The 8,912-nt window shown below is 74.2% G+C and carries 7 protein-coding genes; 6 read left to right on the forward strand and 1 reads right to left on the reverse strand.

Annotated features, from left to right (window positions below; all coding sequences use genetic code 11):
* The first annotated feature begins 11 nt into the window (after positions 1–11).
* The 6 genes from VF825_RS14940 to VF825_RS14965 all read left to right on the forward strand — a co-directional run bounded on the left by VF825_RS14940 (position 12) and on the right by VF825_RS14965 (position 7,809).
* Positions 12–1,964 carry an amylo-alpha-1,6-glucosidase gene (locus VF825_RS14940; RefSeq protein ID WP_331114695.1) on the forward strand — a complete coding sequence of 651 codons (1,953 nt, stop codon included), beginning with the start codon at positions 12–14 and terminating at the stop codon, positions 1,962–1,964.
* Entirely contained in the window at positions 1,940–4,594 is a 2,655-nt protein-coding gene (locus tag VF825_RS14945) for an MGH1-like glycoside hydrolase domain-containing protein (protein WP_331114697.1), read from the forward strand. The genes VF825_RS14940 and VF825_RS14945 overlap by 25 nt, the downstream gene beginning before the upstream one ends.
* Before the next feature lie 71 nt (positions 4,595–4,665).
* Entirely contained in the window at positions 4,666–5,316 is a 651-nt protein-coding gene (locus tag VF825_RS14950; RefSeq protein WP_331114699.1) for a DUF1614 domain-containing protein, read from the forward strand.
* Positions 5,317–5,458: 142 nt separating this feature from the next.
* On the forward strand, positions 5,459–5,860 hold the full coding sequence (locus VF825_RS14955; protein WP_331114701.1) for an SHOCT domain-containing protein: 402 nt from the start codon (positions 5,459–5,461) through the stop codon (positions 5,858–5,860).
* 149 nt (positions 5,861–6,009) lie between these two features.
* Positions 6,010–6,690: a mechanosensitive ion channel family protein gene (locus tag VF825_RS14960; protein ID WP_331114704.1), complete on the forward strand. Its 681-nt coding sequence runs from the start codon at positions 6,010–6,012 to the stop codon at positions 6,688–6,690.
* A 93-nt stretch (positions 6,691–6,783) separates the two neighbouring features.
* Positions 6,784–7,809, forward strand: coding sequence for a hypothetical protein (locus tag VF825_RS14965; protein WP_331114706.1), 1,026 nt, complete (start codon positions 6,784–6,786; stop codon positions 7,807–7,809).
* A 25-nt stretch (positions 7,810–7,834) separates the two neighbouring features.
* On the opposite strand, the gene VF825_RS14970 is transcribed toward VF825_RS14965, so the two are convergent.
* Positions 7,835–8,912: GAF domain-containing SpoIIE family protein phosphatase (locus tag VF825_RS14970; RefSeq protein ID WP_331114708.1), on the reverse strand; the 1,078-nt coding region annotated here is incomplete at its 5' end.

The raw sequence follows: 8,912 nt of genomic DNA on the forward strand, positions 1-8,912 counted from the left end.
ATGCTCGGGGCATGACCGGCCCGGTGCCCGCCCCGATCGCCTTCGGCCCCCAGCTCTGTGCCGACCTCGGGCAGGGCGCCGAACGCGAGTGGCTGCTTGCCGACGGGCTCGGCGGCTACGCCATGGGCACGGCCAGCGGCCTGCGCACCCGCCGCTACCACGGGCTGCTCACGGTGGCCACGGCACTCCCGGCGCGGATGCTGGCCCTGGCCTCGCTCGACCCGGTGCTCCTGCTGCCCGGCGGGCCGGTCCGGCTCGCGGTGCACGAGTGGCGCGGCGGCGCCGTCTCCCCTGCCGGCCACGTCCTGCTGGAGTCCTTCGACCTCGACGACGGCGTGCCCCGGTGGCGCTGGCGGGTCGGTGAGACCGTGCTGGAGCGCGAAGTGGCGATGCGGCACGGCGCGGCCTCGGTCGCGGTGGTGCACCGGCTGCTGGCGGGGCCACCCGTCCGGCTGGCGCTGGAGCCACTGTGCACCTGGCGGGACAGCCACGGGGAGCGCTTCGGCGACGGTGTGCTGGACCTCGTGGAGGTCGCAGACGGCTTCGAGCTCCCCGGGGCCTACCGGGTGCGCGGACCGGGCTTCGAGCCGGACGGGCGCTGGTTCCGCGGCGTGCACGCCAGGGCCGAGGCAGCGCGCGGGCTCGGCCCCGACGAGGACCTGTGGTGCGCCGGCCGCTTCGCCGCCGACCTGGCGCCGGGTGAGTCGCTGCAGGTGGACGCCTGGGCGACCGGCACCGGGACGCCCACGCCTCCCCCGAGCCCCGAGCGAGTGGTCCTGGAGGCGCGTGAACGGTCCCGCCGGCTGGTCGCGAGCGCCTCGGTCACGGACGGCGTCGCCGCCCGGCTCGTGCTGGCGGCCGACGCGTTCGTCGTCGACGCCTCCGGGCACCCCGAGGTCGTCGCCGGCTACCCGTGGTTCGGCGCGTGGTCACGGGACACGATGACCTCCTACGAGGGGCTCTTCCTGTCGACCGGCCGGGCCGCGCAGGGTGCGGACCTGTTGCGCCACTACGCCGGCACGGTCTCGGAGGGCATGCTCGCCAACACGGCGGACACCGGGACGCTGGAGTTCAACACCGCCGACGCGACGCTGTGGTTCGTCCATGCCCTGGGGCGCCACCACGAGGTCACCGGTGACGCGGAGCTGGCGGCGGAGCTGCTGCCGGTGGTCGACGCCGTGGTGGCGGCTCACCGGCACGGGACCCGCTATGGCATCGGGGTCGACGCCGGCGACGGGCTGCTGCGCCAGGGCGCGGAGGGCTACGCGCTGACGTGGATGGACGCCCGGGTGGACGGGCGCCCGGTGACCCAACGGGCGGGCAAGGCGGTGGAGCTCAACGCCCTGTGGGTGCGCGCCCTGGCCGTTGCGGGACGCCTGCGCCGCCAGGCCCATCGCCCGCTCGACGACGTCGCCGCCCTGTCGCGCCAGGCCTGCTCGTCGTTCGCGCAGCGGTTCCCCCGCGAGGGTGGCGCCCTGTTCGACGTGGTCGACGGCCCTGCCGGGGACGACGCCTCGTTGCGCCCCAACATGCTGCTCGCCGTCTCCCTGCCCGACGCCCCGCTGCGCGACCCCGCGGTGGTGCATGCCGCGGCACCCTTGGTGACATCGCTCGGCCTGCGCAGCCTGGCCCGGGGCGCACCCGACTACCGGGGGCGCCACCGCGGTGGGCCCGCCGAACGCGACAGCGCCTACCACCAGGGCACCGTCTGGCCGTGGCTGCTCGGGCCGTACGTCGAGGCGGCCCGGCGCTCGGGCACCCCGGTGGGCGAGCCGCTCGGCGGGCTGGTGCGCCACCTCGGCGAGTGGGGGCTCGGCTCGGTCTCGGAGACCGGCGACGGGGACGCCCCGCACGGCGGCACCGGCTGCCCGTTCCAGGCCTGGTCGGTCGCCGAGGCCCTCCGTGCCTGGCGCATGACCCACGACGAAGGAGAGGCACCATGGCCCAGCAGCAGCACCCGGTGACGGCCGAGCACGCCCGGCTCGCGGCGGCCCACGACGGGGGCGAGCAGGACTGGGCCGCCTGGGGGCCCTACCTCAGCGAGCGCGCCTGGGGCACCGTCCGGGAGGACTACAGCGCCACGGGTGAGGCGTGGGACTTCCTGCCCCACGACGCCGCGCGCTCCAAGGCCTACCGCTGGAACGAGGAGGGCCTGGCCGGGGTCTGCGACCGCGACCAGACGTGGTGCCTGGCGCTGGCGCTGTGGAACGGGGTCGACCCCATCCTCAAGGAGCGGGTGTTCGGCCTGGCCGGCCCCGAGGGCAACCACGGCGAGGACGCCAAGGAGTACTGGTGGTACCTCGACTCCACCCCCACGCACTCCTGGATGCGCTGGCGCTACCACTACCCCCAGCGCGAGTTCCCCTACACCGACCTGGTGCAGCAGAACCGGGCCCGCGGCAAGGACGACCCGGAGTACGAGCTGGTGGACACCGGCATCTTCGACGAGGGTCGCTTCTGGGCGGTGACGGTGGACTACGCCAAGGCCGGGCCGACCGACCTGTGCATGAGGGTGACCGTGCGCAACCACGGCCCGGAGGAGGCCACGCTGCACGTCCTGCCGACCCTGTGGTTCCGCAACACCTGGGCGTGGGGGCGTGACCCCTACCGCCCCGAGATCCGCGCCGAGGACCACCGGCTGGTGGCCGTCCACCACGGCAGCGGGCCCCTCGTCCTCGCCGGCGACGGCACCCCGGAACCGCTGTTCTGCGAGAACGAGACGAACCTCCAGCGCCTGTACGGCGTCGCCAACACCACGCCCTTCCCCAAGGACGGGATCAACGACCGCATCGTGCACGGCGCCGCGACGGTCAACCCCGACGGCACCGGCACCAGGGCCGCGCTGCACTACACGGTGACCGTGCCCGCCGGCGGCTCGCGCGAGATACGGCTGCGGCTGTCGCGCCCCTCCGGCGAGCCGGACCTCGCCGGAGGGTTCGCCTGGACGATGCAGGCCCGCGAGGAGGAGGCGGACGAGTACTACCGGGCGCTGACGCCGGCCGGGACGTCCGCGGACGAGGCCCGGGTGCTGCGCCAGGCGCTGGCCGGCCTGCTGTGGAGCAAGCAGTACTACGCCTACGACGTGCGCGAGTGGCTCGACGGGGACCCGGCCGGGCCGCCGCCACCCCCGGAGCGCCAGCGGGGACGCAACAGCGGGTGGAAGCACGTCATCAACGCCGACGTGATCTCGATGCCCGACACGTGGGAGTACCCGTGGTACGCCGCGTGGGACCTGGCCTTCCACACCGCGGTGCTGGCCCACGTCGACCCGCGCTTCGCCAAGGACCAGCTGCTGCTGATGGCCAACGAGCGCTACATGCACCCCAACGGCCAGCTGCCGGCGTACGAGTGGGCCTTCGGCGACGTCAACCCCCCGGTCCACGCCTGGGCCGCGCTGGAGGTGTTCCGCATCGACGGCGGGACCGACACCGACTTCCTCGAGCGCATCTTCCACAAGCTCATCGCCAACTTCACGTGGTGGCTCAACCGCAAGGACCCCGACGGCAACAACCTCTTCGAGGGCGGCTTCCTCGGCCTGGACAACATCGGGCTGTTCGACCGCTCGGCGCCCCTGCCGTCGGGCGTGCACCTGGAGCAGGCCGACAGCACCGCGTGGATGGTCATGTACGCCCTGGACATGTTCCGGATGGCGCTGGTCCTCGCCGAGCACGACCCGACCTACGAGGACATGGCGATCAAGTTCGCCCGCCACGCGATCACCATCACGATCACGGCCAACCAGCTGGGGCTGTGGGACGAGGAGGACGGCTTCTACTACGACCGGCTGCGCACCGACGACGGCCGGGTGCTCGAGCTCAAGGTCCGCTCGATGGTCGGGGTGGTGCCGCTCTTCGCCGTGGCGGTGGTCGGTGAGCGGCGTCTGGCCCAGCTGCGCCACCTCGTCCTCACGTGGGCGCGCGAGCACGCACCCGAGATGGTCGAGGTGGTCGAGACCGACGAGCGCCGGCACGTGCTGTCCCTGATCCGGCCCGACCGCCTCGTGCGGGTGCTGGGCACGGTGCTCGACGAGGCGGAGTTCCTCTCACCGCACGGCCTGCGCTCCATGTCGGCCTGGCACCGCGACCATCCGCTCCACGTGCAGCTAGGCGGCAACGACCTCTCCGTGGACTACGAGCCCGGCGAGTCGCACACGGTGATGTTCGGCGGCAACTCCAACTGGCGCGGACCGGTGTGGTTCCCGCTGAACTACCTGGCCGTCCAGGCACTGCGCACCTTCGAGCACGAGTACGGCGCGCGGCTCACCGTCGAGCACCCCACCGGGTCGGGGCGGCAGCGCCGGCTGGGCGAGGTGGCCGACGACCTCAGCCGCCGCCTGGTCTCCGTCTTCTGCGACGACGCGCAGGGGCGCCGGCCGGTGTTCGGCGACTGCGAGCTGTTCCAGACCGACCCCGCCTGGCACGACCTCATCCCCTTCCACGAGTACTTCCACGGGGACACCGGGGCGGGGCTGGGTGCGGGGCACCAGACCGGGTGGACCGCCCTGGTGGCCAACCTCATCCTGCAGCGCGGGGACCGGACCGCCACGCCGCGACCGGCCGCCGTCCCGCAGGCGGAGCCCGTCGCACGGCCGTGAGCGCCCGGTCCGCAAGGGCCGGCGGCGGGCCCCGGTCGGCACGTCGCGGCCCGCGTGTCCCCGGGACCGCGGTGCTGGCCCTGGTCCTGGGCCTGGCGGTGGCCGTGGTCGTGGTGCACGCCAGCAACGTGGCGTTCTCGGTCGTGGGCCTGAGCCCGGCGTGGGCCATCGCGGTGCTCGCCGGCAGCCTGCTCGGCAGCGCCGTCAACGTGCCCGTGCTCTCCCTCGTGGCCGAGCCCGACGACGCCGGTCCCGGGCGGGTCGAGGTCGTCCGGGGCGGGATGGTGTGGACGCTGTGGCTGGACCGGCCGCGACGGATCACGGTCGCGGTGAACGTCGGTGGGGCGATCATCCCCAGCGCGGTCTCGGTGTACCTGTTGGTCCGGACCGGGCTGTGGTGGGGCGGGCTGTTCGTCGTCGCGCTGGTCGCGCTGGTGGTGCACCGCTACGCCACGCCCGTGCGCCGGGTGGGCATCGTGGTGCCGATGCTCCTGCCCGCGCTCACCGCGGCCGCCGCCGCCCTGGCGGTCGCCGACCGCGCCGACGCGCCCGTGCTCGCCTACGTCGGCGGCACCCTGGGCACGCTCGTCGGGGCCGACCTGACCAACCTCGCGGCGGTGCGCCGGATGCCCGCCGCGCGGGTCTCGATCGGCGGGGGCGGCACCTTCGACGGGGTCTTCGTCTCCGGGGTGCTGGCCGTCCTCCTGGCCGCCCTGAGGTGAGGCACGGCATACCCGGCTGGCGCCCGCCCGGGGACCTTTGGCACTCCGGCAGATCTGCACGGCCGCCCTACGCTCGCCGTAAGGGGGTCACAGGGTCCGGACCCGGGCCACCAGCCCAGGCGGAGCCGGAGAGGGAGGAACGATGGTCCACGCGGCAGCCGAGTTCGGGACCGGGCAGGTGTTCTGGTCCATGTTCTGGTTCTTCATGTTCTTCATCTGGATCTGGCTGCTGATCGTCATCTTCGGTGACATCTTCCGCAGCGACGACCTCTCCGGCTGGGGCAAGGCCCTGTGGACGATCTTCGTCATCGTCCTGCCCTACCTCGGCGTCTTCGTCTACCTCATCGCCCGCGGCCACAAGATGCAGCAGCACGCCCAGGAGAGCGCAGGTCGCATGCGGGGCTACCAGCCGCCCGGCGCCGGCGCACCGGCCCACGACGGCGGCAGCACCGCCGACGAGATCAGCCGCCTGGCCGACCTGCGCGACCGCGGCGTCATCAGCGAAGCCGAGTTCCAGCAGGCCAAGACCCGCGCGCTGAGCTGAGGCACCCGACCCGCACCGGGCCCGTCCTGCAGGGGACGGGCCCGGTGTGTACCGTCGACACCCGGGCCAGGGGGCCGGACTCGCGTCGCGCCGCCGCCTCTTGCGGCCCGTGACCAGCGATCCCCAGCCGTGCTTGGAGGTATGCAGCTGTGCACCTTCCGACCAGCCCCCTGTCCGTCTCCTCCCGCCCGGACCTGCGCCGCGCCGGCGCGGCGGCCGCCCTCGCTGTCGTCGGCTTCGCCGTCCTCGCCACGTTCAGCAGCCCGCACTCACCCCAGCTCGGCGCCAAGCTGCTGGCCTTCGGCGGGGCCACGCTCTTCGCCGTCGTCGCGGCCGTCGCCGTGCGCAGCGGCGCCAACGAGGTGTCCCGCGTGGCCGCCCTCCGCGCCGGGCCGGGCACCGCCTCCAACCTGCGCCTGGGCCTGACGATGGCCGGCTACGTCATCGTCGCCTCGGCCACGCTGAGCCTGCTGCAGGTGCCCATCGAGAAGCTGCTGCTCTCCGGGGCGATCACCGGCGTGGTCATCGGCATCGCCGCCCAGCAGGCCCTGGCCAACCTCTTCGCCGGGCTGGTGCTGCTGACCTCCCGGCCCTTCGACGTCGGCCAGTGGATCGTGCTGCGCTCGGGCGGACTCGGGGGCGAGTACTCCGGCGAGGTGGTCGGCGTGGGGCTGACCTACACCGAGCTGCTCACCGACGAGGGACGCTTCTCCCTGCCCAACGCCGGGGTCCTCGCCGCGGCCACCGGTCCGCGGCAGCGCCCCGACCACGTCCGCCAGGCACCCCGAGGCACCCGCGGCGTCCTGTCGGACCTGTCCCGCACCTCCTGACGCACAGGCTTCAGCCCGGCGACGCCCGGCGTTCACCCGCGCCGGCGCCGGGCCCGGCAGGGTCTGGGGCACCCGCCGAGGACGAGGAGCGCCATGCCCGCCCACCGCCTGATCGCCCTGACCGCACTGGCCCTGGCCGGCACCCTCGCCGCTGCCGCCCCCTCCTTCGCCGGTACCCCGGCGTCGGGCCGGGACCGGGAACGCTCGTTCGCCGTGATCGGGGACGTCCCCTATGGCGCGGACCAGGTCGCCGTGTTCCCCCGCTGGGTCGACCAGATCAACGCGGCCCAGCCGGCCCTGACCTTCCACGTCGGCGACATCAAGAACGGCTCCAGCCGCTGCGACGAGCCGTACTACCGGATGATCCGGGCCGACTTCGACCGCTTCGAGCACCCCCTCGTCTACACCCCCGGGGACAACGAGTGGACCGACTGCCACCGCGCGAACAACGGCGGCTACGCGCCGCTGGGCCGCCTCGCCCTGGACCGTCAGGTGTTCTTCGACCACCCCGGTACGACGCTGGGCCGGCACCCGATGGACGTCACCTCCTCGGCCGCGGCCGGCTTCCCCGAGAACGTGCGGCTGCGCCGGGACGGAGTCGACTTCGCCGTGGTCCACGTCGTCGGCAGCAACGACGACCTGCAGCCGTGGACCGGTCTGGGCCTGTCCACTCCCACCCGGGAGCAGGTCGCCGAGGAGCAGGCGCGGATGGACGACGGCATCGCCGTCATCCGCGCGGCCTTCGCCCAGGCCCGCCGGCGCCACGACCGGTCCGTCGTGGTGATGCAGCAGGCCGACATGTTCGACCCCACGTACACGCCCGCCTGGTCGGACATCTCGGCCTTCCAGCCGCTGGTGCAGGCGCTCACCGACGAGGCGTCACGCTTCGACGGCCCCGTCTACCTGTTCAACGGCGACAGCCACGTCTTCCACACCGACCGCCCGCTGGCCGCCGGCTCGCCGTGGCTGGCGAGGTACGGGGTCCACGGCACCGCCGACAACCTGACCCGGGTCACCGTCGACGGGTCGAGCAACAACACCGACTGGCTGCGCGTCACGGTCACCCAGCCGGGCGCGGCCGACGTCCTGCGCTGGGAGCGGGTGCCCTACGCGCCGTGACCGTCGGGCCGGGCACCGGTGGCGCTCAGTCCTCCTCGGCCGCGGCCAGCGGCAGGGCGGACGAGCCGTCCGGTGAGCGGTCCGGGGACGGCACCGGCGCGGCATACCGGGCCAGGAGCAACGACAGGTCGTCGCTCTCCTTGCCCAGCCGCGCCTGGAGCAGCTCCTCGGCGATCGGCTCGGGGGCGTGGCCATGGCGCAGCGCGGCCACACCGACGCTGGCGACGAACTCGGAGAGGGTGTCCAGGCCGTGCTTGCGGCTCTCGACCACCCCGTCGGTGTAGAGGACGAGCAGGCTGCCGACCGGCACGCGGACCTCGGCCTCGCCCCGGCCCTCGACCGGCACCCCGAGCGGGGGTGAGCCGCCGCCCTCGAGCGCCGTGACCTCGCCGTCGGGGGCCACCAGCAGCGGGGGCAGGTGCCCGGCCCGCGCGATCCGCGCGACGCCGGTGCCGACGTCGAGCAGCACGTAGGCCATGGTCGCGATCTCGTCCGGGTCGAGGTCGAGCGTGACCCGGTCCAGGGCCTGCAGGACCACCGCCGGGGACGGGTCGACCGCCGTGACCGAGCGCAGCGTCGTGCGCATCTGGCCCATCAGCGCCGCAGCGCGCAGCCCCTTGCCCATGACGTCCCCGACGACGAGGGCGACCAGCCCGTCCCCGACCTCGACGCAGTCGTACCAGTCCCCACCGACCTGCAGCCCGCTCTCGCCCGGGACGTAGCGCGCCGCCAGGGTGAGGTCCTGCCGCACCGGCAACCGGGTGGGCAGCAGGGACTCCTGCAGCGTGCGCGCGGCGCTGGCCTGCGCCTCGTAGGCCAGCGCCCGGGCGATCGCCTGCCCACCCTGGGCGGCCAGGCCCGCCAGCAGGTCGGTCTGCTGACGGGGCCACTCGTGCGGCTCATGGCCCCAGAGCAGCAGCACCCCCATCGGCTCGTCGCGTTCGCGGATCGGCAGGGCGGCCACCGAACAGACCGGCTGCCCCACCTCCCGGGGCAGGGCGGGGAACGACGCCTCGACGTCACGGCGGGAGCCCAGGAGGACGGGCCGCCCGTGCTCCATCGCCAGCAGCGCCGGGCCGTGCGGCACCCACGCCCCGTCGGCG

The organism is Oryzihumus sp. (genome assembly GCF_036391795.1).
Classification (GTDB): domain Bacteria; phylum Actinomycetota; class Actinomycetes; order Actinomycetales; family Dermatophilaceae; genus Oryzihumus.

Excerpts from the sequence above, each read along its gene's own strand:
- VF825_RS14940 (WP_331114695.1), top strand. The coding sequence starts at position 12 with ATGACCGGCCCGGTGCCCGCCCCGATCGCCTTCGGCCCCCAGCTCTGT.
- VF825_RS14945 (WP_331114697.1), top strand. The coding sequence starts at position 1,940 with ATGGCCCAGCAGCAGCACCCGGTGACGGCCGAGCACGCCCGGCTCGCG.
- VF825_RS14955 (WP_331114701.1), top strand. The coding sequence starts at position 5,459 with ATGGTCCACGCGGCAGCCGAGTTCGGGACCGGGCAGGTGTTCTGGTCC.
- VF825_RS14965 (WP_331114706.1), top strand. The coding sequence starts at position 6,784 with ATGCCCGCCCACCGCCTGATCGCCCTGACCGCACTGGCCCTGGCCGGC.